General features: G+C 55.6%; 17 protein-coding genes. 16 read left to right on the top strand and 1 reads right to left on the bottom strand.

Going from position 1 to position 24,532, the window contains the following annotated elements:
• The first annotated feature begins 71 nt into the window (after positions 1 to 71).
• The 14 genes from nifJ to HFN16_RS00860 all read left to right on the top strand — a co-directional run bounded on the left by nifJ (position 72) and on the right by HFN16_RS00860 (position 20,333).
• Positions 72 to 3,584 (top strand): pyruvate:ferredoxin (flavodoxin) oxidoreductase, encoded by a 3,513-nt coding sequence (gene nifJ / locus HFN16_RS00925; RefSeq protein WP_168888912.1) that lies wholly within the window; start codon positions 72 to 74, stop codon positions 3,582 to 3,584.
• Positions 3,585 to 3,712: 128 nt separating this feature from the next.
• Positions 3,713 to 5,422 carry an L-lactate permease gene (locus HFN16_RS00920; RefSeq protein ID WP_168888911.1) on the top strand — a complete coding sequence of 570 codons (1,710 nt, stop codon included), beginning with the start codon at positions 3,713 to 3,715 and terminating at the stop codon, positions 5,420 to 5,422.
• A gap of 157 nt (positions 5,423 to 5,579) precedes the next feature.
• Positions 5,580 to 6,968, top strand: coding sequence for an FAD-linked oxidase C-terminal domain-containing protein (locus tag HFN16_RS00915; protein ID WP_168888910.1), 1,389 nt, complete (start codon positions 5,580 to 5,582; stop codon positions 6,966 to 6,968).
• 14 nt (positions 6,969 to 6,982) lie between these two features.
• The gene (locus HFN16_RS00910; protein WP_168888909.1) at positions 6,983 to 8,260 is read left to right on the top strand and encodes a (Fe-S)-binding protein; all 1,278 of its coding nucleotides are present in this window, start codon (positions 6,983 to 6,985) and stop codon (positions 8,258 to 8,260) included.
• Positions 8,261 to 8,289: 29 nt separating this feature from the next.
• Entirely contained in the window at positions 8,290 to 10,401 is a 2,112-nt protein-coding gene (pta, locus tag HFN16_RS00905) for a phosphate acetyltransferase (RefSeq protein ID WP_168888908.1), read from the top strand.
• Positions 10,402 to 10,512: 111 nt separating this feature from the next.
• Positions 10,513 to 11,721: an acetate kinase gene (locus HFN16_RS00900; protein ID WP_168888907.1), complete on the top strand. Its 1,209-nt coding sequence runs from the start codon at positions 10,513 to 10,515 to the stop codon at positions 11,719 to 11,721.
• Positions 11,722 to 11,805: 84 nt separating this feature from the next.
• Positions 11,806 to 12,432 carry a lactate utilization protein gene (locus HFN16_RS00895; RefSeq protein ID WP_168888906.1) on the top strand — a complete coding sequence of 209 codons (627 nt, stop codon included), beginning with the start codon at positions 11,806 to 11,808 and terminating at the stop codon, positions 12,430 to 12,432.
• Between the two features lie 3 nt (positions 12,433 to 12,435).
• Entirely contained in the window at positions 12,436 to 14,595 is a 2,160-nt protein-coding gene (gene ldhH / locus HFN16_RS00890) for an L-lactate dehydrogenase (quinone) large subunit LdhH (RefSeq protein WP_168888905.1), read from the top strand.
• Between the two features lie 244 nt (positions 14,596 to 14,839).
• Positions 14,840 to 16,420 carry a methyl-accepting chemotaxis protein gene (locus tag HFN16_RS00885; protein WP_168888904.1) on the top strand — a complete coding sequence of 527 codons (1,581 nt, stop codon included), beginning with the start codon at positions 14,840 to 14,842 and terminating at the stop codon, positions 16,418 to 16,420.
• Positions 16,421 to 16,553: 133 nt separating this feature from the next.
• A complete protein-coding gene (locus tag HFN16_RS00880; RefSeq protein ID WP_168888903.1) occupies positions 16,554 to 16,856 on the top strand; it encodes a Dabb family protein in 303 nt (100 codons plus the stop codon).
• A 106-nt stretch (positions 16,857 to 16,962) separates the two neighbouring features.
• Complete coding sequence (locus tag HFN16_RS00875) at positions 16,963 to 17,331, top strand: hypothetical protein (protein WP_168888902.1); 369 nt, start codon at positions 16,963 to 16,965, stop codon at positions 17,329 to 17,331.
• Positions 17,332 to 17,477: 146 nt separating this feature from the next.
• A complete protein-coding gene (locus tag HFN16_RS00870; protein ID WP_168888901.1) occupies positions 17,478 to 18,263 on the top strand; it encodes a transporter substrate-binding domain-containing protein in 786 nt (261 codons plus the stop codon).
• Positions 18,264 to 18,357: 94 nt separating this feature from the next.
• Complete coding sequence (locus HFN16_RS00865) at positions 18,358 to 19,509, top strand: HAMP domain-containing sensor histidine kinase (protein ID WP_168888900.1); 1,152 nt, start codon at positions 18,358 to 18,360, stop codon at positions 19,507 to 19,509.
• 68 nt (positions 19,510 to 19,577) lie between these two features.
• Positions 19,578 to 20,333: a transporter substrate-binding domain-containing protein gene (locus HFN16_RS00860; protein ID WP_168888899.1), complete on the top strand. Its 756-nt coding sequence runs from the start codon at positions 19,578 to 19,580 to the stop codon at positions 20,331 to 20,333.
• 140 nt (positions 20,334 to 20,473) lie between these two features.
• Here HFN16_RS00860 and HFN16_RS00855 read toward each other — a convergent pair whose 3' ends face one another.
• Entirely contained in the window at positions 20,474 to 22,555 is a 2,082-nt protein-coding gene (locus HFN16_RS00855) for a molybdopterin-dependent oxidoreductase (protein ID WP_168888898.1), read from the bottom strand.
• Positions 22,556 to 22,826: 271 nt separating this feature from the next.
• Here HFN16_RS00855 and HFN16_RS00850 point away from each other — a divergent pair, with 271 nt between their 5' ends.
• Together HFN16_RS00850 and HFN16_RS00845 are read left to right on the top strand one after the other, a co-directional pair.
• Positions 22,827 to 23,282 carry a 4Fe-4S dicluster domain-containing protein gene (locus tag HFN16_RS00850; RefSeq protein WP_168888897.1) on the top strand — a complete coding sequence of 152 codons (456 nt, stop codon included), beginning with the start codon at positions 22,827 to 22,829 and terminating at the stop codon, positions 23,280 to 23,282.
• A gap of 82 nt (positions 23,283 to 23,364) precedes the next feature.
• Complete coding sequence (locus HFN16_RS00845; RefSeq protein WP_168888896.1) at positions 23,365 to 24,492, top strand: sulfite exporter TauE/SafE family protein; 1,128 nt, start codon at positions 23,365 to 23,367, stop codon at positions 24,490 to 24,492.
• Positions 24,493 to 24,532: the final 40 nt, after the last annotated feature.

Below are 24,532 nucleotides of genomic sequence, written 5' to 3'. Positions count from 1 at the left end.
AGTCCGCAGGTAAGCAGACGCGGACGCTTGAAACAACGGAAACCAAAAGCCTCAACAGGAGAACCATCAACATGTCTAAGATGAAAACGATGGATGGCAACACAGCAGCCGCTTGGGTTGCTTATGCCATGAGCGAAACCGCCGCCATCTACCCCATCACTCCTTCGTCCACCATGGGCGAAATTGCTGACGAGTGGGCCGCACAGGGCCGCAAGAACATTTTCGGCGAAACCGTCGAAGTCCGTCAGCTCCAGTCCGAAGCCGGTGCAGCCGGTGCCGTCCACGGCTCCCTGGCCGGTGGTGCTCTGACCACCACCTTCACCGCCTCTCAGGGCCTGCTCCTCATGATCCCCAACATGTACAAGATCGCCGGTGAGCTTCTCCCCAGCGTCTTCCATGTTTCCGCTCGCGCCATTGCAGCACACGCACTGTCCATCTTCGGCGACCACCAGGACGTCATGGCTTGCCGCCAGACCGGTTTCGCCATGCTGGCCGCTGCTTCCGTTCAGGAAGTAATGGACCTTTCTCTGGTGGCTCACCTCTCCACCGTTGAAGCCTCCGTGCCGTTCCTGTCCTTCTTCGACGGCTTCCGTACCTCTCACGAGATTCAGAAGATCGAAGTCATCGACTACGACGACATGAAGCCGCTGCTCAACATGGAAAAGGTTGCTGAATTCCGCGCCCGCTCCATGAACCCCGAGCACCCGGACGTCCGCGGTACCGCTCAGAACCCGGATATCTACTTCCAGGGTCGCGAAGCTACCAACGCCGAATACGATGCCATCCCGGCTATCGTTGAAGAATACATGAACAAGGTTTCCGCCATCACTGGCCGCAACTACAAGCCCTTCGACTACGTTGGTGCTGAAGACGCCGAGCGCGTTGTCATCGCCATGGGCTCCGGTTGTGAAGCCATCGAAGAAGTGGTTAACCACCTTGTTGCCAAGGGCGAAAAAGTCGGTCTCATCAAGGTCCGCCTGTACCGTCCCTTCTCCGCAAAGCACTTCATGTCCGTCCTGCCCGCATCCTGTCAGAAGCTCGCAGTACTCGACCGCACCAAGGAACCCGGTTCCCTGGGCGATCCGCTGTACCTCGACATCTGCACCGTATTCAAGGAAGCAGGCGAAGGTCCCGAAGTTGTTGGCGGTCGCTACGGCCTGGGCTCCAAGGAGTTCACCCCGGCCATGGTTAAAGCAATTTTCGATAATCTGGCAGAGTCTAGCCCCCGTACCCGCTTCACCGTGGGTATCGAAGACGATGTCACCAACGCCTCCCTTGTCACGGCCGAGGCCCTGGATACAACCCCGGAAGGCACTGTACAGTGCAAGTTCTGGGGCCTCGGCGCTGACGGTACCGTCGGCGCTAACAAGCAGGCGATCAAGATCATTGGTGACAACACCGATCTGTACGCTCAGGGTTACTTCTCCTACGACTCCAAGAAGTCCGGTGGTATCACCATTTCCCACCTGCGCTTCGGTGAGAAGCCCATCCAGTCCACCTACCTGGTGACCGACGCTGACTACGTGGCTTGCCACAACCCCAGCTACGTCAACCTGTACGATGTCCTCGACGGCGTTAAGGAAGGCGGTACCTTCGTACTGAACACCTCCTGGACCGCTGAAGAAATGGACGCCCAGCTGCCCGCAGCCATGCGCCGCACCATCGCTCAGAAGAACCTCAAGTTCTACACTGTCGATGCTGTTAAGATCGCTGCTGAAGTTGGTCTTGGTGGCCGCATCAACATGGTCATGCAGACCGCTTTCTTCAAACTGGCCGACGTTATCCCGTTCGAGCAGGCAGTTGCTCTGCTGAAGGACGGCATCGAGAAGGCCTACGGTAAGAAGGGTCCGAAGATCGTTGAAATGAACAACGCTGCTGTCGACAAAGCTACCGACGCTCTGGTTGAGATCGAAGTTCCCGCTGCATGGGCAGATCTCGCTGACGACGCCGCCGCTTCCGACGACGCTCCCGAATACGTCCAGAAGGTCATGCGTCCGGTTCTCGCCCAGAAGGGTGACGATCTGCCGGTCTCCGCCTTCTCCAAGGACGGCACCATGCCCCTGTCCACCTCCAAGCACGAGAAGCGCGGCGTCGCCATCCTGGTGCCTGAGTGGGTCAAGGACAACTGCATCCAGTGTAACCAGTGTGCATTCGTTTGCCCGCACTCCGCTCTGCGTCCGGTTCTCGCAACCGAAGAAGAGATGGGTTCCGCTCCTGCTTCCTTCGAGACCCTCGAAGCCAAGGGCAAGGACGTGAAGGGCATGGCTTACCGCATGCAGGTCGCTGCTCAGGATTGCCTGGGTTGCGGTAACTGTGCAGACATCTGTCCTTCCAAGGAAAAAGCTCTGGTCATGAAGCCCATCGCCACCCAGCTCGACGAGCAGGTGCCCAACTGGGACTTCGCAGAGACCGTTTCCTTCAAGGACGCTTTCAAGCGAGATACCGTCAAGGGTTCTCAGTTCCGTCAGTCCCTGATGGAATTCTCCGGCGCATGCTCCGGTTGTGGCGAAACCCCGTACGTCAAGGCTCTGACCCAGATGTTCGGCGAACGCATGATCGTTGCCAACGCCACCGGTTGTTCCTCCATCTGGGGTGCATCCGCTCCGTCCACTCCTTACTGCACCAACGCTGAAGGTCACGGTCCTGCCTGGGGTAACTCCCTGTTCGAGGACGCTGCCGAGTTCGGTTTCGGTATCGAGATGGGCGTCAACAAGCGTCGCGCAACCCTGGTTGCCAAGTGTGAAGCTGCTCTCGAGTCCGCTTCCGGCGACGTGAAGTCCGCCATCGAAGGCTGGCTCGAATCCAAGGACAACGCCGAGGCTTCCGCTGAAGCTGGCAAGACCCTGAAGGCTGCTCTCGCCGGTACCACCGACGAAGCCCTCAAGGCTATCGCCGCTGACGAAGACCTGTTCACCAAGAAGTCCGTCTGGATCTTCGGTGGTGACGGCTGGGCCTACGACATCGGTTTCGGTGGTCTGGACCACGTCATCGCTTCCGGCAAGGACGTGAACATCCTGGTCATGGATACCGAAGTGTACTCCAACACCGGTGGTCAGTCCTCCAAGGCTACTCCGCTTGGCTCCATCGCCAAGTTCGCCGCTGCTGGTAAGGGCACCGGCAAGAAGGACCTCGGTCGTATCGCAATGACCTACGGCTACGTCTACGTTGCTTCCATCGCCATGGGCGCTGACAAGCAGCAGACCATGAAGGCCTTCAAGGAAGCCGAAGCTTACCCCGGTCCGTCCCTCATCATCTGCTACGCTCCCTGCATCAACCAGGGCATCAAGAAGGGCATGGGCAAGACCCAGCTCGAGCAGAAGCTGGCCGTCGATTCCGGTTACTGGCCGCTGTACCGTTACAACCCGCAGCTCGCCGAGGAAGGCAAGAATCCCTTCCAGCTGGAGTCCAAGGCTCCCGACGGCTCCTTGCAGGAGTTCCTGTCCGGCGAAAACCGTTACGCCATGCTCGAACGCTTCCACCCGGAACTGTCCAAGGCATTCCGTGAGCAGATCGAGAAGGACTACAACGATCGCTATGCGATCTACAGCCATCTGGCCGACGCCGATTTCAGCAAGCCTGAATAAGCGCCGGATTAGATAAACGTTAGATGTTAGCGCGGGGCGGACTTTGCGGAGGCCCTTGGGCCTTGTCCGCCCCGCGCATTGTTCAAAACAGGTGAGGTTGAGGTCTCACATTATTGGAGGTTTATGTAATGTCCATTGAAGTGCTCGCTCTCGTTGCACTGCTGCCGATCTTGGTAGCCACAGTTCTCATGGTCGGCATGCGCTGGCCTGCTACTAAAGCTATGCCTGTCGCATGGCTGACCGCCGTTGCCGGCGCAATCCTGGTCTGGGGTCTCCCGGCCAAATACGTTGCTGCTCTGACTCTTCAGGGCTTCGTCACCGCGATCGGTATTCTGATCATTGTTTTCGGTGCAATCTTGATTCTTCGCACGCTGCAGCAGTCTGGTGGTATGGAAACCATTCAGTACGGCATGCAGAACATCACCGCTGACCGCCGCATCCAGGCAATCATCATCGGTTACATGTTCGCAGCATTCCTCGAAGGCGCCGCCGGCTTCGGTACTCCCGCAGCTCTGGCAGCTCCGCTGCTTCTTTCCCTCGGCTTCCCGCCGCTGGCAGCAGCAATCATCTGTCTCGTCTTCAACTCCTTCCCGGTTACCTTCGGTGCTGTCGGTACCCCCGTCGTACTCGGCCTGAAGTTCCTGAAGGATCCCGTTGAAGCTGCTGTTGCTTCCAACGCTGCTGGCATCAACTTCGCCAACATGGGCGACTTCAATGCCATCATCGGTCAGTGGGCCACCGTCATGCACCTGGCAATGATCTTCATCCTGCCCGTGTTCATGCTTGGTTTCATCACCCGTTTCTTCGGCCCCGAGCGCTCCTGGAAGCCCGGTCTGGCCGCTTGGAAGTTCTGCATCTTCGCAGCTGTTGCTTTCACCGTACCTTACCTGTTCTTCGCTTGGAACGTTGGTCCCGAGTTCCCGTCCCTGATCGGTGGTCTTGTTGGCCTCGGTATCATCATCGCTGGCGCCAAGGCCGGCTTCTGCATGCCCAGCACTCCCTGGGACTTCGGTGATTCCTCCAAGTGGGATCCCGAGTGGACCGGTTCCGTCTCCGGTGGTTCCACCGAGTTCAAGCCGCACATGTCTCAGTTCAAGGCATGGCTGCCCTACATCCTGATCGGTGCTATCCTCGTTGTTACCCGTATCCCCGAACTCGGCCTGAAGGGCATGCTCGCTTCCCAGGCTATCAAGTTCTCCAGCATCCTCGGCTTTGACTCTGTCAACGCTTCCATCAAGTACCTGTACCTGCCCGGTACCATCCCGTTCGTCCTCGTCGCTCTGCTGACCGTGCTCATCCACGGCATGCCCGGCGAAAAGGTCAAGACCGCATGGTCCCAGGCTATCGTTACCATGAAGAATCCCACCATCGCTCTGTTCGCAGCTGTCGCTCTGGTGTCCATCTTCCGTGGTTCCGGTATCGCTGACGCAGCCCTGAACCCCAACAGCTACCCCTCCATGCCTCTGGCCATGGCCGAAGCTGTTGCATCCATCACCGGTAACGCATGGCCCATGTTCGCCTCCTTCGTTGGTGGCCTCGGTTCCTTCATCACCGGTTCCAACACCGTCTCCGACCTTCTGTTCGCTGAGTTCCAGTGGGGCGTAGCCTCCACCCTGGATCTGCCGCGTCAGATCATTGTCGCAGCACAGGCTGTTGGTGGTGCCATGGGTAACATGATCTGCATCCACAACATCGTTGCTGTCTGCGCAGTTGTTGGCCTCTCCGGTATGGAAGGTGCCATCCTGAAGCGTACCGTATGGCCTTTCCTGCTGTACGGTCTCGTAGTCGGCGTCGTGGCCTCGCTCATGAGCTTCGTGTTCCTGCCGGGCCTCTTCTAATCAACCCAATAAAGAAAGAGGCGGACCGGCGGGTTCGCCTCTTTCTCTAATTGTAATAATCGGTGAGCATGGTAGTTTAACCATGCTCCCAAATGGAAAACCCTCCACAAGCCGGAAGCATCCCCGGCACAAGATATTCATTTTTAAGGAGCTAAAAATGAGCAAAGATGCCATCATCAAGGAATTCGAGGCAGCCGTAGGCGCCGAGAACGTTATGACCAGCGAGACCGACCGTCACTCTTACTCTTATGACGCCGCAGTTCTCGATTCCGTTATGCCCGCCATGGTTGTTCGTCCTGAGAACAGCGAGGCTCTGGGCAAGGCTGTCAAGCTCTGCAACGACAACGGTATTCCCCTTACCGTACGCGGCGCAGGTACCAATCTTTCTGGTGGAACCATTCCCCACCCCGGCGGTTGTGTCGTCCTGACCAACGGCCTGAACCGCATCCTCGAGATCAACGAGGAAGACATGTACGCCGTGGTTGAACCCGGTGTTGTCACCGCTCAGTTCGCTGCTGAAGTTGCCAAGCGCGGCCTCTTCTATCCCCCGGATCCGGGCTCCCAGACTGTTTCCACCATCGGTGGTAACATCGCTGAGAACGCCGGTGGCCTGCGCGGCCTGAAGTACGGTGTGACCAAAGACTACGTCATGGGCATCGACTTCTGGGACGTTAACGGCGAACTGGTCAAGTCCGGCTCCCGCACCGTTAAGTGCGTTACCGGTTACAACCTGGCTGGCCTGATGGTCGCTTCCGAAGGTACCCTGGGTGTCTTTGACAAGTGTATCCTCAAGCTCGTTCCCCCGGCACAGGCTGCCAAGTCCATGATGGCCATCTTCCCCTCCATGAAAGCCGCTTCCGAGACCGTTGCTGCGATCATCGCCAACAAGGTCGTCCCGGCTACCCTGGAAATGATGGATAACTTCACCATCCGCACCGTTGAAAACTTCCGTAAGGCTGGCCTGCCCACCGACGCTGCAGCTCTGCTGCTGATCGAGGTTGACGGTCACCCCGCACAGGTTGCTGACGAAGCTGAACTGGTTGAAAAGATCTGTAAGGAAAACGGCGCCACCGAGCTGAAGGTTGCCAAGGACGCTGCCGAGCGCGACGCTGTCTGGCAGGCCCGCCGCGACGCTCTGCCCGCACTGGCCAAGCTGAAGCCCACCTGTGTGCTGGAAGACGCTACCGTTCCCCGTTCTCAGATCCCCAACATGATTCAGGCTCTGGAAGACATTTCCAAGAAGCTCGACCTCACCATCGGTACCTTCGGTCACGCTGGTGATGGTAACCTGCACCCCACCATCCTCACCGACAAGCGTGACAAGCATGAGTGGGAACGCGTTGAGAAGGGCATCGACATGATCTTCGACAAGGCTCTCTCCATGGGCGGCACCCTGTCCGGCGAGCACGGCATCGGCCTGGCCAAGTCCAAGTACATGGAAATCGAAACTTCTCGCGCCACCATCGAATACGCACACCGCATGAAGTCCGTTCTTGATCCCAAGGGCATTCTGAACCCCGGCAAGATCATCGGCTTCAAGAAATAGGGTAGGGGAACATCATGGTTGATATTAATAAACTCGCACAGATGTTCAAGGAGTTGGACGATCAGTTGGTAAACTGCATGCGCTGCGGTATGTGCCAGGCTGTGTGTCCTATCTTCGCCCGCACCGGTCGCGAAGCTGACGTTACTCGCGGTAAGCTCGCTCTGCTGGACGGTCTTGCTCACGAGATGATCAACGACCCCGACGGCGTCAACGAAAAGCTGAACAAGTGTCTGCTCTGCGGTACCTGTCAGGCAAACTGCCCGTCCGGTGTGTCCGTTATGGACATCTTCCTGAAGGCGCGCGCCATCATGACCGGTTACTACGGTCTGCCGCCCGTCAAGCAGGCTATCTTCCGCGGCATGCTGAAGAACCCCAAGCTCTTCAACATGCTGACCAACATGGGTTCCAAGTTCCAGGGCATCTTCACCAAGAAGGTGGACAGCCTGCTCGGTTCCTCCTGCGCACGCATCAACGTGCCCGGTATCGAGGACCGTCACTTCAAGGCTCTGGCTCCCAAGCCCTTTAACAAGATCGTGCCCGAGATGGACACCCCGGCTGGCAAGTCCGGTCTGCGTGTGGCCTTCTACGTTGGCTGCGCTGTTGACAAGATCTTCCCTCAGGTCGGCGAAGCTGCCCTGAAGGTGCTGCAGCACCATGGCGTGGGCGTATACATGCCCAAGGGCCAGGCCTGCTGTGGTATCCCTGTTCTGTCCAGCGGCGACTCCGAAACGTTCGATTCCCTCGTGGATATCAACATGAAGCTTTTCAAAGACGGCGATTTTGATTACCTGATCACCCCTTGTGCTTCTTGTACTTCTACCATCAAGGAACTGTGGACCACCATGTATAAGGGGTCCCATGTCAACAAGTACGACATCGAACGTCTTGAAAAGAAAACCATGGATATCACTCAGTTCCTGGTTGATGTCTTGAAGATTGAGCCCAAGGATAACGGCGGCCGTAGCGTGACCTATCACGATCCCTGCCACCTGAAGAATTCCCTGGGCGTTACTGCACAGCCCCGCACCATCATCAAGGCTGCTGGCTGTGAATTGAAGGAAATGGCGGAAGCCGGAACCTGCTGCGGTTGCGGCGGTAGCTTCACTCTTGCCCACTACGACATGTCCCGTAAGATCGGTAGCCGTAAGGCTGAGAACATCATGGCATCCAAGGCCAACACGGCAGCTACCAGCTGTCCGGCCTGCATGATCCAGATGACTGACATGCTGTCCCAGAAGGGCGCTCGTATGGACGTGAAGCACGTCGTCGAACTGTACGCTGATTCCCTGTAATCAAAACGGATTAGGAACAAGGAAAGATCATGTCCAAAAACCTGTATGTGAGCGCGACGGAAGAACGTAGCGGCAAATCTGCCGTGATCCTTGGTGTCATGCAGATGCTCCTCAGAGAACTGCATAATGTCGCCATTTTCCGGCCCATCATTAATGATCCGGGCGAAGGGAACAAGGACCACGACATTGCTCTCATGACTGAGCATTTCAAACTGTCCATCCCCTATCGCGACACCTACGCTTACACTCTCAAGGAAGCCCGTGAGTTGATCAATTCCGGTCAGCAGGACCTCGTCCTTGAGAACATCCTGAACAAATACAAGGTGCTGGAGCAGGAGTACGATTTCGTTCTCTGTGAAGGTACCGACTTCAAGGGCAAGGATCCGGCATTCGAGTTCGACCTGAATGCCGACATCGCCGCCAACATCGGCGCACCCATGCTCGTGGTGACCTCCGGTCGTGACAAGACCCCTGAAGAGGTGGTCAACATCACTCAGACCACTCTGGACACCCTGGCAGAAAAGGGCGTTGATTTCGTGGCCTGTCTGGTCAACCGCGCACCCGAAGGCATGACTCAGGATATGGTCAGCGGCATCGAGTGCAAGAATGAAGGCCAGGCCCTGCCCATATACGTGATCCCCGAGGACGAAAAACTGGGCAAGCCGTCCATTGCGGACGTGAAGCGTTGGCTCGACGCCGACGTGCTCTACGGTCACTCCGGCCTGCAGGCTCTGGTGGACAACTACGTTGTCGCCGCCATGCAGATCGGCAACTTCCTCGACTACATCAAGCCCGGCAGCCTGATCATCACTCCCGGCGACCGTTCGGACATCATTCTGTCCAGCCTCGCCACTCGCCTGTCCAGCTCCTACCCGGACATCGCAGGCATCGTGTTGACTGGTGGCCTGGACGTTTCCAACAACGTCCACAAGCTGATCGAGGGTTGGACCGGCGTTCCGGTTCCGGTTCTCTCCGTCAAGGGTCACACCTACCATAACGTGCAGGAACTCAACCGCCTTTACGGTCGTATCGAAGCCAATGATCACCAGCGTATCGCTACGGCTCTTGGTGGCTTTGCCCAGCACGTAAACGTTCAGGAACTCCGCGATCGCGTGGTCGAGCAGCGCTCCACCCGCGTCACCCCGAAGATGTTCGAGTACTCCCTCTTTGATAAGGCCTCCCGCGACAAGCAGCGAATTGTTCTGCCAGAAGGTACTGGCGAACGAATCCTCCGCGCCGCTGACATATTGCTCAGACGTGGCGTGGCAGAGATTATCCTGCTCGGCCGAGAAGAGGAAATCCGCAACAACGCCTCCAAGTTCGGAGTGGACATCTCAGGAGCGGAAATCATTGATCCGAGCGAGTCTGAACTGCTCGATCAGTTTGCCGAGGAATACCTCGAGCTGCGTAAGCACAAAGGCATGATCGCCGAAATGGCCTGGGATCGTATGTCTGATACGACCTACTTCGGTACCATGATGGTATACAAAGGCTATGCAGACGGCATGGTTTCCGGTTCGGTGACTACCACCGCCCAGACCATTCGTCCCGCCTTTGAGTTCGTGAAGACCAAGCCGGGATGTTCCATCGTCTCGTCTGTCTTCCTCATGTGCCTGAAGGACCGCGTCCTGGTTTACGGTGACTGCGCCGTCAACCCCAACCCCAATGCGCAGCAGCTGGCAGAAATCGCCATCGGTGCCGCCGAGACCGCACAGATCTTCGGCGTTGAGCCCCGTGTGGCCATGCTCAGCTACTCCACCGGTTCTTCCGGTAAGGGTGAGGACGTACAAAAGGTAACCGAAGCGACCAAGATCGCTAAGGAACTCGTTAAAGAACGTGGTCTGGACTTCCCCATCGAAGGACCGCTTCAGTACGATGCTGCCGTGGACCCGGATGTTGCCGCCCTTAAAATGCCCGAATCTGACGTGGCAGGTAAGGCGACGGTCTTCATCTTCCCGGATCTGAACACCGGTAACAACACCTACAAGGCCGTCCAGCGTGCAGCCAATGCTGTCGCCATCGGTCCTGTTCTCCAGGGGTTGAACAAGCCGGTCAACGATCTGTCCCGCGGTTGTCTCGTTCCCGACATCGTGAACACTGTTGCCATCACGGCTATTCAGGCCCAGGCAGAAAAGAAATAAATGACAGGTCGGGTGAGGGCGCAACCTCCCTCACCCGGCCCGTCTTTGCCTTATAGAACGCATGCCTCATTGACATGCGTAAACGTTTAACACCTCAATGGGGAATTAAAAATGAAAGTTCTGGTCATCAATTCCGGTAGCTCATCGATCAAGTATCAGCTGCTGGATACCGAGACCGAAGCGGTCATGGTCAACGGCCTCGTGGAGCGTATCGGTGAAGAGGTAGGCGACCTCAAGAATAAAGCCTACCCTGACACTGATGATGAAGCTGTCACCAAGCTTCATCAGTCCATTCCGGACCACACCACCGGCATGCGTCTGGCCATCGACCTGATTTGTGATCCGGAAAAGGGCGTGCTCAAGGACAAGAGCGAGATCGATGCTATCGGTCACCGTGTTGTTCACGGCGGTGAGGCTTTCAACCAGCCGACCCTGATCAACGACGAAGTGATCGCAGCCATCGAAGCCTGCGTACCTCTGGCTCCGCTGCATAACCCGGCCAATCTGGACGGTATCCGCGTAGCCATGGAACTCTTCCCGGAAGCACCGCAGGTCGCCGTGTTCGACACCGCTTTCCATCAGACCATTCCTGCCCACGCATACATGTACGCTCTGCCGTACGAGCTTTACGAGAAGGATCGTGTCCGCCGCTATGGTTTCCACGGCACTTCCCACAAGTTCGTCGCCGGTGAACTGGCTGCCCAGATTGGCAAGCCCGCCGATGAGCTGAACATGATCACTGTGCACCTGGGTAACGGCGGTTCCATCACCGCTGTAGAGAAGGGCAAGTCCGTGGACACCACCATGGGCCTGACTCCTCTGGAAGGCCTGGTTATGGGCACCCGTTCCGGTGACGTGGATCCCGCTGTTCACGCATTCCTGGCACGCAACAAGGGTATGTCCATCGAAGAGATCGACACCATGCTGAATAAGGAGTCCGGTCTGAAGGGTCTGTGCGGCCTGAATGACATGCGCGACATCCATGCCGCGATTGAAAAGGGCGACGAGCGCGCTGAGATCGCCCTGGGCGTTCAGACCTACCGTAACCGCAAGTACATCGGTGCTTACATGGCCGTTCTCGGCAATGTAGACGGCATCGTCTTCACTGCAGGTATCGGTGAGAATGACGACATCGTTCGTTATGAATCCGTAAAGGGTCTGGAGTGTTTCGGCGTTAAAATCGACGAAGCAGCCAACGCCAACCGCGCAAAAGAACCCATGAAGATCAGCACGGACGATAGCACCGTTGCTGTCTGGGTTATTCCCACAAACGAGGAACTCGCGATTGCGCGCGAGACCAAAGAAGTAATAACCAAGTAAACTGGACCGTTGCGGGGGGCTCCCTCCCTCTCTCAAAGAGGGAGCCCTTGGTCCTACATTTTACTAAAAGTTGGAGGTGCTACTATGTCTTCTAAGGAAGAACAGTACAAATTGTTTGTTGAAAAAGCAGAACTCGTTTCTGCCAAGATTACGGAAATCAAGAGCGAAGAAGAAGCTCTTCAGTACGTTATCGACATTTGTGATCAAAAAGAAGCCTGTCAGCTGCTTGCTGCCGGTTGCGAACAGAATCTGTCTGACGAAGCAGAAGCTCTGTGCGAAACCAAACAGCAGAAAGTCATCGCAGCTCCCGGCCTGAAGGCTGATCTCTACAAGGCCCTGGCTGCCAAGGCAGAGAAAGCTGGCTTCAAATGTATCGAAACCGGTATGCGTGATCATCTCGCCGGTATCGATATCGGGTTCACCTTCGCCGACTACGGCATCGCCGACACCGGCACCCTGATGGTGGACTGTCCCAGCGAAGAACTCCGCCTGGCCACCATGGTCAGCGAATTTCACGTTTGCGTCCTGCCCAAATCCAAGCTCCGCGCCAACACCTACGGCGTGGAAAAGATGATGCTGACCCGCATGAAGAAAGCGCCCAACTACATGGCGTACATCACCGGTGCCAGCCGTACCGCGGACATCGAGCGCGTGCTCTCCATTGGTGTCCACGGTCCCCTTGAACTCCACATCTTGGTCTTGGAGGACTAAATCATGCAGAAAGCAAACGATCTGAAAGAATATCGCGAGGAATTGCGTGAGTCTCTGGATAACGACTTCCTCCGCACCACTCTGGATAATTTCGCCGTCGCATACCGTGCCGGTCGCGCCAACGCCTTCAAGGGCATGGACGTCAAGGGCCTGATCGACGACATCGCCGCATCCAAGGATGCTGCTGCCGCCAACTTCAAGGAGCTCTACGCCGAGTTCAAGAAGAACGCAGAAGCCGCTGGTATCCACGTTCACTACGCTCAGGATGGCGACGAAGCCAACCGCATCATCTCTGAAATCGGTAAAAAGGCCGGCGTCAAGAAGATCGTCAAATCCAAGTCCATGACCGCTGAGGAAACCCTCCTCAACCATGACCTGGAAGACGCTGGTTTCGAAGTTATCGAGACTGACCTCGGCGAATGGATCATTCAGCTGCGCCATGAGGGCCCGTCCCACATGGTTATGCCCGCCATTCACCTGTCCCGTCATCAGGTCTCCGACCTCTTCACCGACGTCACCGGCAAGAAGCAGGACGACGACATCGCCAAGCTGGTCAAGGTTGCCCGCCGTGAGCTCCGCAAGGAGTACATCGAGGCTGATATGGGTATCACCGGCGCCAACTTCGCCATCGCCGAGACCGGCGGTATCGGCCTGGTCACCAACGAAGGTAACGCTCGTCTGGTTTCCACGCTGCCTCGCGTCCACGTCGCCCTGATGGGTATCGACAAGCTCCTGCCCAAGCTGCATGACGCACTGCGCATCCTCAAGGCTCTGCCCCGTAACGCCACTGGTCAGCAGATCACTTCCTACGTGACCTGGATCACCGGCGCCAACGAGTGCTTCGCTGCCGAGGCTGAAGACGGCAAGAAGGAAATCCACTACGTGGTTCTGGACAACGGTCGTTCCGAACTGATCAACGATCCGCTGTTCTCCCAGGTTAACCGCTGCGTACGCTGCGGCGCCTGTGCCAACGTCTGCCCGGTTTACCGCCTGGTTGGTGGTCACAAGATGGGTCACATCTACATCGGCGCCATCGGCCTGATCCTGACCTACTTCTTCCACGGCAAGGACAAGGCCAAGAACCTCGTTCAGAACTGCATCAACTGTGAAGCGTGTAAGGATATCTGCGCCGGTGGCATCGATCTGCCGCGTCTGATCAAGGAAATCCACGCTCGCATTCAGGCAGAAGACGGCAGCCCGATTCCTCAGCGTCTCATGGGTGCTGTGCTCAAGAACCGCAAGCTGTTCCACACTCTGCTTCGCACCGCCAAGTGGGGCCAGAAGCCCGTGGCCGAAGGCGATGGTTTCATCCGTCACCTGCCCATGATCTTCTCCAAGGAACACTCCTTCCGCGCACTGCCCACCGTGGCTGAAGTGCCTTTCCGTGACTGGTGGCAGAAGAACCGTCCCTACGTGGATCAGCCCAAGCTGAAGGTTGCTCTGTTCTCCGGCTGCGTACAGGACTTCGTCTACCCCGAGCAGATGCAGGCCGCGGTCAAGATCTTCGCTGCAAACGGCGTGGACATGGAATACCCCATGGATCAGTCCTGCTGCGGTCTGCCCGTCCAGATGATGGGTGAGATGAAGACTTCCAAGGACGTTGCCACCCAGAACCTGCGTGCATTCGACGCTGGCGCATATGATTACATCATTACTCTCTGCGCCTCCTGTGCATCGCATCTCAAGCATAACTACCCGAAGTTGGTCATGGACAAGCCCGGCCTGAAACTCAAGGCCGATCAGTTCGCTTCCAAGGTCATCGACTTCTCCTCCTTCGTGAACGACGTGTTGAAGGTAGAGGCAGACGACTACAAGGGCGAAGGCACCAAGACCACTTATCACGCTCCGTGCCACCTCTGCCGAGGTCTGGATGTCCACGAAGCTCCGCGCCAGCTCATCGAGAAGTCCGGCTCGGAATACATTGAATGCAATGAAGAAGAAGTCTGCTGCGGTTTCGGCGGCACCTTCTCCATGAAATTCCCGGAACTCTCCGCCGAGTTGTTGAACAAGAAGCTCAACAACGTCGAGGAGACTGGAGCAGACGTGCTGCTCACCGACTGCCCCGGCTGTGTCATGCAGCTTCGCGGCGGACTGAAGAAGCGCGGCTCCAAGGTTAAAGTCCGACACGTGTCGGAAGTACTGGCAGACGCTCAGAAAAAGTAGTCTGCCCCAACTAAGATTACATGAGGCTCTCTTGATTAGGTTGGACCGCAATCCCCTCGAAGCAACTGCCACGCTTCCTCCTAAGAGACTATAGCCTTCATGTAGGTCCCCCGTCCGCTGCGGGGCGGGGGACCATTTTTTTTAATCTTTTAAGGGATTCGCAACTAGGCAAATCAAATATGGTTTGATGCAGGAAAATGGGAAGGTCTGCATCGAGAACCAGCGAATCTCGAGGTGCACTGTTATGGGAAAGGCTCGAAATTTTAATCTTCGTCTCTTTGTGGGCATGTACTTTGGTGCCCTCATGATGACGGTAGCCGCATCCATCGGGTTCGCGTTTGTTTATGGGGACAAACCGTGGGCCGCCATGGCAGTGAGTTGCGGTTTTCTCGTCATTTTTGGACTCTCCGGAATCGCACTGACTTTTATGCTTGGTCGCGGCATGATCAAGCCTGTCAAGACAGTCGCCTCCTACGTGGGACATATCCTTGATGGTGTTTATGATCGCAAGGAAGAGGAAGCATTGGTTGGTTCCATGCCCGGCTTGGGTGAGCTGGTTGCGGAACTGTCTTCTCGCTTCAAGGAACGTCTAGGCTTCTCCACTTCCATTTTGGAAGGGCTGCCCGTACCCATTTGTATCGTTGATACCGATCAGAACATCACGTTTCTCAATCGTGAATGCCTTCAGATGATCGGCTCCAACGAGAACCCGGAGTCTTACTACGGACGTAAGATCTCTCAGATATTTTACAAGGATGACCGTAAGTCCAAGATCGCGGACTGCATGGACGACGACACTCGTTACATGAACCTTGAAGCGATCTTCATCCACGAGGACGGCAGCGATATCAACGTTCTCGCAAATCTCTTTCCGCTGCATGATGTGGAAGGCAAAATCATTGGCGGTTGTTGCCTGTATCTGAACACCACCGAACTCAAGCGCCGTGAGGCCGAGATCGTGTGTCAGAATGAGCGCATCGCCACTGCTGCCAATCAGGCTACTTCGGTATCCGAAGAGCTGGCCGCAGCAGCAACCCAGCTGGAAGGTCTTGTGTCCAATGCGCAGCAGGGTACTCATGTTCAGACCGAGCGTTCCAGCGAGACCGCCACGGCCATGGAAGAAATGAATGCCACTGTATTGGAAGTGGCCCGTCATGCACAGGATGCCGCCATCAACGCCGACGAAGCACGCACCCGTGCAGCAGATGGCGAGGGTATCGTGACCGAAGTGGTGGACGCCATCCATCAGGTTGCCACCCATGCGGATCAGTTAAAAGGTTCCATGGAGGAACTGGACGAACGTTCGGAAGCCATCGGCAAGGTCTTGAGCGTCATCGAAGATATCGCTGATCAGACCAACCTGCTTGCTCTCAACGCCGCCATTGAGGCTGCCCGTGCCGGTGAGGCCGGACGCGGATTCGCGGTGGTTGCTGATGAAGTTCGCAAGCTGGCTGAAAAGACCATGCAGGCAACCAATGAAGTTCATTCCGCCATTACCGGTATTCAGGATGGTGCCCGCAAGAATGTTCAGGCTACTGAAATAGCGGTCGACTCCGTGAACAAGAGTACGGAGATGGCCGGACGGTCCGGCGAAGCGTTGGCTGCCATCGTGACAGTGGCAGAAGCAACCGCCGATCAGGTTCGAGCCATTGCTACCGCAGCTGAGCAGCAGTCCGCTGCCAGTGAGGAAATCAACGAGGCCACCATGGAAGTCACCCGTGTGGCCGGCGAAACCGAGTCTCTCATGGTCGAGGCTTCCGAGGCCATCAGACGTCTGTCTCAGTTGGCCGGAGACCTGACCAAAATCATCCGTGAAATGCAGTAAACCTTTTATAAAAAATGGCTTACTGGATGACAGATAATGTTTTTATGTTTACTATGGATTGTGTAGGCGAGTAGTCTTTTTTCAGGAATTTCGTCAACATACTGAGTTAATTGAAAATAGAGAGAGTACGAACATGGTTAGGCATATCGTCTGGTGGACGTTGAAAGAGGAAGTTGATGGCGTTTCCGCTCAGGAAAACGCTGAAAAGATGAAAGAAATGCTCGAAGCCCTGATGGGTCGCATTGAAGGCCTGCAGCACATCGAAGTTGGTTACAAGATTCTGACCGATGACCCCAAGGTTGATGTGATTCTCTGCTCCGAGCACGACGATGCCGAGGCACTGGCCCACTACGCTACGCATCCTGAACATCTGGCTTGCGTCGAATTCGTCAAGACCGTGGTGAGCAGTCGTCAGGCAATTGATTACGAAATTTAAACCGAGCTGGGCCGATCCGGGAGTGCCTGGTTCCTGCATGAAAATTGACGTGTATTTCAAAGCTAAGTGACAAGGGAGAAATGAACGTCACTATAGGAGAAAAGTCATGTCTATGCGTTTCGATCAGGAACGAAAACGGATTATCTGTCGTTGGGTAGAACCCACGAAGATCGTCATGAACAAGAAGGAGGGTGTTATCAACCGCTCCCGAATGATCACGGTCAAAGTGAACGACAACGGCAAACTGAACAGCAAGGATATCAGGCGGCATGCGAAGCATCCCATGTTTCCCATCATTAGCCGCTTCAACAAGATGCTCAATCGTATGGAGTGCTTCCCGCGTTGTGAGAAGGAATACGTCTGCGCCGTGTGCGGGACTGACCACGACGTGAGCCCCCACTACGACAGCGAGCGCGGCGCCATTGTGTGTCTGTGCCGTGAGCACTTGAACGAATCGCCCAAAATGGACGCCTAGTCCAACAACAGCAAGCGCATTCGTACCGCCTCCATCGGAGGCAACGATTAAAGGGTCCTGGTTTTGCCAGGGCCCTTTATCATTGTTTGGGGTGTTCAGTGATGCTATATATTGAGGGTTGCTGAATATCTCAAGGAGATGCGGTCGTGATTCTGTCCCATAATCAGGTAAAACGGTGGACGCTTGTTCTGTTCCTTACGCTGCTATGCAGCGTCGGTTGGCCTGTTGCTGAAAGCCGGGGCAAGGGACTTGAGGATATCCGTTTCCTGGTGGAAGAGTTGCCGCCGTATACCCATCTGGAAAATGGCCAATTTGCTGGTGTCAGCTATGAAGTGCTGAAGGCAGCCCTCAATGCTGTCGGTACTCCGTTGGACAAGTGGAAAGTGGAGACATTCCCGTGGGCCAGAATCTACGATAGCATTCAACATGAACCGAATACCTGTGCATTTACTACCCGACGTACTGAAGAGCGTGAGCAGCTGTTCAAGTGGGCTGGTCCCATCGTTGATTTTCAGATGGTTTTCATCGCCAAGAAAGGGCGTTTTTCGATCAACTCGTTGACTGATGTGAAGAACTATACGGTCGGGGTCCAGAAGTTCAGCGGCATGAGGGACTATCTGTTGGAAATCGGAGTGCCCTCCAGAAATATTATCGAATCACTGTCCCCGGAACTGGTCGTGCGCAAGTTTGCCCATGACAGATGCGACTTGCTCATGGGGGATGAGCGAGCCACCTATTATGCCTTGAAGCAGGGTGGGGTGACTGCTGATGAGTTGGAGAGCTTTTACCTCTTCAATCCCGAAGGCGGATGGGTAGCCTTCAACAAGAAGGTGCCGGATGAAGTCGTGGCAACTTTGCAGAAGGGGCTTGATATTATCCGGGCCAATGGAACCCTCGGTAAAATCCTCTACAAGTTCCGCGCACGACAGTAATTCGTCTACCTTTTCCTCGCCAAGAGCCTGAAGAAGATTAATCATGGCGTCTGACATGCTTTCTGATAATATGGAGCTATCGGGAGAGCTGCTAATGAACGATGAGTTGATCTTTGCGGACGAACAAGATGACGCGGAGAGCGTTGTCTCGGAAGAGATAAACGACAGCTGGAGAGTGTTGATTGTGGACGACCAGAAGGACGTTCATACTGTCACGCGCCTCGTGCTTGCCGATTATACTTTCGAGGGACGGTCCGTGGAATGTCTTAGCGCCTACTCCGGGCAGGAAGCGCAGAAGATGTTGCTTGACCACAAGGATGTCGCCGTGCTGCTGCTCGATGTGGTCATGGAGACCTCGCATTCGGGTTTGGATGTAGCCCGTTTTGTGCGCTCCGAAGCAAAGAACAAGCTTGTTCGCATCATTCTTCGCACCGGCCAACCCGGCGAGGCGCCCGAACGAGAGGTGGTAGCCGATCTCGATATCAACGACTATCGGCAGAAGTCTGAGATGACCGCCGATAGCCTTGTTACCGCCGTCACCACTGCCATTCGTTCCTATCGCGATCTCAAGACCATTGATGAGTCCCAGCGTGGCCTGCATCTGCTTGCCATGTCCGTGGCCCATCAGGTTCGCAATCGGACCATGACCATTGCCGGTTTCGCCAAGATCATTTCCCGCCGGGAAGGGTGTTCTGAAGAGGTGAAGGAGTATCTCGAAACCATTCGTGAGGAATCAACACGGTTGGAGAAGATGGTGGGTGACGTTACCCATTATGCTTCAATTGAGGCGGCTGAGATGGTTCCTTCCAATATCCGTGACATGCTGGAGCAGGTCATGGAAGGGGTGGATGCTCGCTATGAAGGTGCAGACGGTGTGGAGTGGGATGTCGTTTGTCCGGATCAGACTGTGCAGGTGGATCCCGCCCTGTTCGCTTCAGCCTTTACCGAAATCATGCAGAACAGCGTGGATTTCAGTGATGGCCGTCCCAAGGTTTCGGTGACGGTTTCTCCTGGGCGCCTGGCCTGTGTTGTCGAGATCGAAGATAAGGGCGTGGGCATCAGCGAAGATAACATGGCTCACATCTATGATCCGTTCTTTTCCCTCAAGCCCAATGGCTCGGGCATGGGATTGTGTGTGGTGAGCAAGGTCGTCGCATCTCATCAGTGGAGTCTGTCTCTCAATTCCACTCTCGGTGAAGGAACAACCGTTCGTGTTGTCATTCCCCGGAAGGAAATGACTGGTTAATCTTCAGGCAATCTGATTATTGCGATAACGGCATTCACCTTTTGTAGGGATTGTCGTATGGTTAAAGCATGTTCAGACGTTTTGCCTTTCTTTTGATAGCCTTTTTCCTGTTGCAAGCCCCCTGCATGGCACGGGAGACGATTGTATTGGCGTCAGTTGAATGGCCTCCATACGTGGGCAACTCGTTACACAGTGGTGGAATATCTGCCCAGGTTGTGCGGGCTGCTTTTGAAGCAGTGGATATTGACGTTGATATTCGATACTTTCCGTGGAGCCGGACGCTTTACGAAGCCCATAATAACCCTGAGATAATGGGCTATTTCCCTGAATATCCTGACCCGGAACGGGTGAACACATATTTCTTCTCTGACAGCATAGGTAGAAGCCCCTTGGGGTTTGCCAAGCGTCGTGCACGGGCCATCAGATGGTACTCCGTGCTTGATTGGAAGAAGTTTGTTTTTGCTACAGTCAGGGGGTATGCCAACTCTCCTGTATTCGATGAAATGGTGGCAAAGAACGAGATTGTAGTCGATGAGTCTGTCTCTGACATCTTCGTTCTGCGCAAGGTGCTGGCTGGGCGAGTCGATTATGGGGTCATCGACAGCAACGTGTTTACCTATCTCATGAGTAAAGACCCATTCCTCCATGCTCGGCGTGGTGAACTCAAGATGGACCCGCATCTGCTCGCTATCCTCCATCTGCATGTAGCCTTTAAAAGAACAGATGATGGTGAGCGAATTCGTAATTTGTTCAATAAGGGGCTTCAAAGCGTCTCTCCGCTGTCGATTCAGCAGGAGTATTTGCAGAAGTATCTCTCTCACTAAGTTGAGCCAGTTATACCAAAAAGCCTCTTGCACTGATTGGGTGCAAGAGGCTTTTTGTTGTTAATTGTCGGAAAAGCCAGAGGGTCGGCCTCTGGGGGGAAGCCGACCCTCTTTGGGGGTTAGGATGAGATTGAGGAGTCCTATGATTTGGAAACGGTGACGAAATGCTCCTGCATGGAGATTGCGCCGCCGCCCTTGTCATACTTCTTGATGCCCTTGGGCATGAGTTGGTTGTCGGCAGCACCACGGCCCTTTGCACGGGATTCGCAGGGCAGGGTGTGGCCGAAGCCGTGAATCATGAAGACAGCGTCAGGATGGATGAAGTCCGTGACGAACGCCTTGATTTCTGCAGAGTAACCGTTGTTGGACACGTTGAGAGTGTCGCCGGTCTCGACGCCCATGGCCTTGGCCTTGTCGGTGTTGATCCACAAGGTGTTTTCCGGCATCCGCTCGAACAGGAGCGAGTTGTTGACCGTGTGCCCCTGGGTGTGAAGGGCACAGCGTCCGAAGGTGATGCGGAATTTGTCTGCCGGGGGGAACTCCGGAGACTTGTATGGCAGGAGCGATTGCAGGCCGTCTTCTTCCAGTTTCTTGTCAAAGACCTGAACCTTGCCGGACGGGGTCTTGAAGGTCTGGTCGGTGATGGGCTTGTAGATGGCTTCGGAGGCGAGGCTGACGCTGCCGGTCTCGGCAAAGTCTTCAATGGTGTAACCGGTGCCTTCCAGCTGGAATTTCCAGAGGTCTTCGACCTTGTCAAAAGCGATTTCGTCCAGACCGAAGCGCTTGGCCAGGCCAGAGTAGATTTCCCAAATTGCCTTGGTGTCGTAGACCGGTTCCATGGCGCGCTTGCGCATGACAAAGCCGGGCTTGGGGCCATTCTTGGTCATGATGATGGAGTCGCGTTCCAGGAACGGGGAGATGGGCAGAACCACATCAGCGAACCATGCGGTGTCGGACCAGGAGAAGGTCGGGACCACGAGCAGTTCGAGGTTCTTCCACATGGCCTTGACGTCATCCACGTCCGGGAAAGCCATGAGCGGATCGTGGCGGTGACAGATGTACGCCTTGATGGGGTAAGGCTCGCCGCTGACGATGGCGTCGTAGGCAAGGTTCACCAGACCCGGGCCAGCGTCGTAGTGCTTGCGGCCTTCCATCCAGCCGATGCCGTCTACACGCTTGCCTTCAGGCTTCGGGTAGAGATTCATGAAGGACTGAAGTCCCTTTGCACCTGCATCGCCGGGCTTGCCCATGAAGGGCAGGCCGCCCTTGGCGCCAATGGCACCGAGCAGGGCGTTGGTCAGGTAGATCATGCGGGTCATCCAGAAGGAGTCGCCGTAACGGGCGGTCATCCAACCGGGGTGCCAGATGACGCTCGGGGCAGCTTCTGCCAGCTCGCGACAGAAGGCGACGATGGATTCGGCCTTGATGCCGGTTTCCTGTTCGGCCCATTCCGGGGTGTACTGCTGGACAAAGGCTTTGAGGTCGTCGAGGCCATCGAACCACTTGGCAACGAAATCCTTGTCGTACAACTTCTCATTGATGAGGACGTTGAGGACGGCGAGGTTGAATGCATAGTCGGTACCGGGGCGGATCATGAAGAAATTGTCAGCCTTGGTGGCGGGGACGTTGGCGCGGATGTCGATGACGGTCAGTTTGGCGCCTTTATCCAGGGCGTTCAGCACGTTGTTGCACTCGGCCACGTTGATGGCTTCCATGACGTTGCGCTGCTGGAGCACGATGTGCTTGCAGTTGCCGAAGTCGTAGGAAACGCCCTTGCGGCCGAAACCGAATACGGAAAGGGCAGCATTCTGGACGTTACGGGCGCAGGCGGAGTCATGGTTATTGTAATTGACCGTGCCGATGCCGCGCAGGAAAGCGCGGTAGTGATCGCGGAACGGACCGCCGCGATCGGAAAAAAGTATGGAGTCCTTGCCGTGCTTTTCCTGGATCTCCTTGATCTTGTCGGCCACGTAGTCCAGGGCTTCATCCCAGGACACCTGTTTCCATTTGCCTTCGCCACGCTCGCCAGTGCGGATCATGGGATGCTGGGGGCGTTCTTCGTCGTAGGTCAGAGCCGTGCCTGCAGCACCACGGGGGCAGAGGGAGCCTTTAAGGGCTTTTCCACCTTGAATGTACTGGGCCTTACCGTCGACCACCTCAACCTTGATGGGGCACCGTACGGAGCACATACCGCAGATGCTGTTCACATATTCCTTACTCATCGACTCCTCCTCAAAACACGATGATTAAACGACACTTTTCAATGTACGACGGAAACTATCAGTGAGTGTCAACCAATCGCAATTATTTGTTGGGTTGTGAAATGTGTCACATGACTTTACCGTTTTTTAATCAAAAAAGGTTTTATTTTTATGAAAATTATGTGAAATGTATCACAATCAGAAGTATAATTGACCAGCGTGCTTTTTTTCTTCACACACAGAGTTATCGTAAGAACTGCGCGCATTAATCTCGATAGGTGAGGTGACACACATGGCCATTTACAAAATCAAATTTGACAAGAAACGCTGCATTGCCTGTGACGCCTGTCTCGTTCACTGCAAGGTGAAGAACAAGGTGCCCACCGGGTTGAGCCTCAACCGCATGATCGCGGAAGGCCCCATTGCCGACAAGGACGGCAATCCCACGGCAAAGCTGAAGTACGAAAACTGCCGTCACTGCAAGAAGCCGCAGTGCGTTCCCGCCAGTAACGGGGCGTTTTACGTGCGAGAGGACGGTCTCGTTCTGATCGATGAGACCAAAGAGATCAGCAAGGAACTTGCCATGGAGATCATCGAGGCATGTCCCTGGAATATTCCGGTATTCGATGAGAATAGCGGAAAGACGCTGAAATGTGACTACTGCGTGGATCGGATTGATGCCGGCGGCATCCCGGCCTGCGTGACCGGCTGTACTGCCAATGCATTGGAATTTGTGCGGCCTGAATAAACTGGTTGAAACCGCAAGGCGCGGAGCTGCGCGGTGATTTTTCGGGGTTTTATTAACTGTTTTTAAACGAGGAGGAGTAACTGTGTTACGTTCCAACAAATCTCTCCTGATGCTGGCTCTGGTAGCTGCCGTTTGCCTGATGGCAGAGCCTGCCTTGGCCGACCGTCTGGCTGACGCTATCGCCGAAGCCAAACCGCAGGGTGAACCCGGTTACCTGGGTATCCCCGGCGCTCCCCAGCTCAACGTCATCATCGGCCTCGTCTGGGCGATCTGGGTAGGCTGGATCTTCTCCACCGTCGGTGCATTCGGCGGTATCATGGCCGGTGTCGGTCACATCACCATTTACGGTCTGGGTGACTATGCAAAGTCCTTCAAAAAGACCATGAAGCTGAACAAGGTCGTTACCGACTCCATCCGCGTGTCCAACCAGTGGCTCGTCGGTTGTTCCGCTGCTCTCTCCTCTTTCAACTACTATAAGGCCGGCCGCCTGGTGCTGCCCCTGGGTATCGCCCTGGCAATCGGTGCCGTTTCCGGCTCCTGGCTGGTTCCCTGGCTGACCGCTGGTAAGATCTCCCTGAAGGCTTACCTCGGTTACTTCGGTCTCTTCGTCCTCTTCCTGGGCTGCTACCTCTTCTACGAAACCACTCCGAAGGGTCAGGCCAACAAGAAGGCTGCCAAGGCAGCTGCTGAAGCTTTCCAGAAGTCTGTTAAGGAACAGCAGGCTGGCGGCGAAGTCGACATGGCTGAAATGGGCGTTAAGGTTCAGAAGTTCACCCCCACCTCTTGTGAGTTCACCTTCTTCGGCGTTGAATTTTCCTTCAACCCGCTGATCCCCGTTGTTGGTGGTTTCTTCATCGCAGCTCTGGCTTCCTTCCTCGGTGTTGGCGGCGGCTTCCTGCTGGTGCCGTTCCTGACCTCCGTTGCCGGTCTGCCCATGTACCTCGTTGCCGGTACCTCCGCACTGGCCGTTCTGGTCGGTATGGTCAACTCCATTGCTTCCTACATGCTGCTCAAGCAGACTCCGGTTGCATGGGGCCTGATCGGCGCCGAGCTTATTGGTATCGTCATTGGTTCCATCCTCGGACCCAAGACCTCCAAGTTCATCCCCGAGAAGGTGCTGAAGTACATCTTCATCTTCCTCGCCTTCTACGTTGGTATCCGCTACACCACCAAGGGCTTCTTGGGTTACTCCCTGGTTCCCCCCTTCTAGGTCGCTGATAACGAACGCGAAAAAAGGGGCCGCCCGCTGT

It is taken from the genome of Pseudodesulfovibrio sp. zrk46, from assembly GCF_012516435.1.
In the GTDB taxonomy this organism is placed as follows: Bacteria; Desulfobacterota; Desulfovibrionia; order Desulfovibrionales; family Desulfovibrionaceae; genus Pseudodesulfovibrio.
The sequence above is the reverse complement of the archived record's forward strand: the minus strand, read 5'-3'. Positions and strand labels throughout refer to the sequence as shown.